The organism is Mesorhizobium sp. P2_D6 (genome assembly GCF_056404315.1).
Window position 1 is genome coordinate 1 of sequence record NZ_JBFUEG010000064.1, and the last position, 2,379, is coordinate 2,379.

Consider the following 2,379-nt stretch of genomic DNA (forward strand, 5'->3'; position numbering starts at 1 on the left):
ATCGGCGGTGCCATTGTTGCGATCGGCCATCCGGCGTTGGATCATGGCAGCGCACTGGACGGCATCGACGACGCTGGCGAACTCGACCAGCGCGCCGTCGCCCATGAGCTTGATAATGCGCCCGTGGAATTCCTTGATCGCAGGGTCGACCAGTTCGCGACGGCAACTTTTCAACCGCTCGAGCGTGCCGACCTCGTCCTCGCCCATGAGGCGGCTGTAGCCAACCACATCGGCAGCAAGGATTGCGGTGAGCCGTCGCTCCATACCTGCCTGCGCCCTCCCGTCCGATCACGCGGCTTCGTTGCAGCCTATTCCAGTCCCGGGTCGGACGCGAGCGTAAGCAGCCGCTTTCACCGAGACGCGTGCATCTACTGAATCACCACGAAGTGGAACACCTTGCTTGTATTGGCATAGGAGTAGCCTTTGCCGGCTTCGTCATTGCGTCTGTAGACAGGTCCGCAGTCGGGGCGCCCGAACATATTCTCGCTCAGCTCGCACAACAGGTCGCCATCGACACGGACGGTCTCGGTGACCAGCCGCGTCGTGGAGCGGAAGGCCGCCTTGCCGTCGCTCCCGATCTGAAGGAAGGCTGGTTGGAGGCCGGGTTCAAGCTGGCCCTGCAGCGTATGGCCCAGCACCAGCGAGGCGATCTCCTCGCCCTTCAAGCGGTTGTGCTCGTCGCCGGTGAAGCCGAACGGCCATTCGGGCAAGCCGGCCTGCTGCAACGCGTCGATGATGAGAGCCAAATCGCGCGGGTTACGATATTGGGCACCGTTGAGCCGATATGCAGACAATGAATCGGACCCAGCTGTCGACGTGGAACGTAGTCCCTCGGCGATCGCCGCTCTTGCATCGGGCAAACGGCCGGCGCGGGCGTAGGCCGCAGCGAGGTCAATCCTGAAATCTCCAACTGACGGCGCCTCGTCGCGGGCGCGTTCGAGCGCCTCGATCGCCTTGTCGGTGTTGCCTTGAATGAGAAAGACCAGACCGGCAATTTGCCGGTTGATGGGGGAAAGGTTGGGATCGAGCCTGAGCGCTGTCTCGACCGCTGCCGCTGCCTCGGCATGATTACCGGCGAACAGTTGCACGTATCCTAGAGCTATTTGCGTCTCCGCATCGCCCGGACCGATTGAAACAGCCTTCTTGGCCGAAGCGATGGCTTCCTCGTAGCGGCGATCCACGACCTGCATGATGCCAACAATCGCATAAGGCGACGAAAGATCCGTGTCGAGTTGCAGCGCGCGGCTTGCCTTCTCATAGGCTCGCTTGCGCGCCGGCGCGCTCTGAATGATTTCGTTGAACGATTCGCGCCAGATATAGACTGTCGCGCTTGCATCCGCAGCGAAGGCTTCGGCAAAAGCGGGGTCGAGCTCTTCCGCCTTGTCGTAGAGCGTGAGCGCCTCCCGCAGCCCGCCGCGCCGGCCGGTTCGTGCTGTTTGCTCGGCCCGAAGGTAGAAGTCGTAGGCTTCGAGGTTTTCGGTCGGCGGGCGCGCCATGCGCTCGCTTTCCGCTGCCGAAGGTTGCATTCCGAGCGCTTTGGCGATCTCCCGGCTCATCTCGTCCTGGACACTGAATACTCCAGCCATGCCACGGTCGAACCGATTGGCCCACAGATTGTCGCCAGTTGCCGTATCGATGAGCTGGGCATTGAGGCGAATCTGCTCGCCGGTGCGGCGGACGCTCCCCTCGACGACGTAGCGCACGCCAAGGTCGCGTGCGACGTCCGCCAGCGCCGCAGGCTTGTTCTTGTAGGCGAACACCGAGTTGCGCGCGATGACGTCCAGACCGGAAAGCTTGGTGAGGTCGGTGATCAGATCCTCGGTGATGCCGTCAGCGAAATAGTCCTGGCCTGGATCGCCGCCGAGGTTTGTAAACGGCAGCACGGCAACCGATGGCCGCGATGGCATCGAGAACTTCTGCCATGCGAAAATACCGGCAATCGCCGCAAATGCCAGGGCGGCGGCGCCTGCTAGGATCATGACGCGCAGGCCCGGCCGGTGTGGCGCGGCTGTGACCTTGCCCGATGCCGCAGGATCCAGCAGCAGCCGATACGCGCGAACCGGATCGGCGATGTTCTTGAGGCGCTGCTCGCCAAGACTGGCAAAGCCGACATCAACCTTGTGCAGCGCGTGATCGAACGCCGTGCCCGAGATGCATACACCCCCCGGCTCGGCCATCGACTCCAGTCGCGCGGCGATGTTGACGCCATCGCCATAGATGTCATTTTCCTCGACGATGACGTCGCCGAGATTGACGCCGATGCGAAACCGGATCTGCCGGGCATCGGCGGTGCCATTGTTGCGATCGGCCATCCGGCGTTGGATCATGGCAGCGCACTGGACGGCATCGACGACGCTGGCGAACTCGACCAGCGCGCCG

The 2,379-nt window shown here is 63.0% G+C and carries 1 protein-coding gene and 1 pseudogene; both read right to left on the reverse strand.

The annotated features are described in order from the left end of the window. Positions 1-264: pseudogene (locus AC1D1L_RS33560) on the reverse strand (adenylate/guanylate cyclase domain-containing protein); the annotation flags it as partial. Positions 265-368: 104 nt separating this feature from the next. After that, positions 369-2,379: adenylate/guanylate cyclase domain-containing protein (locus AC1D1L_RS33565; RefSeq protein ID WP_477345804.1), on the reverse strand; the 2,011-nt coding region annotated here is incomplete at its 5' end.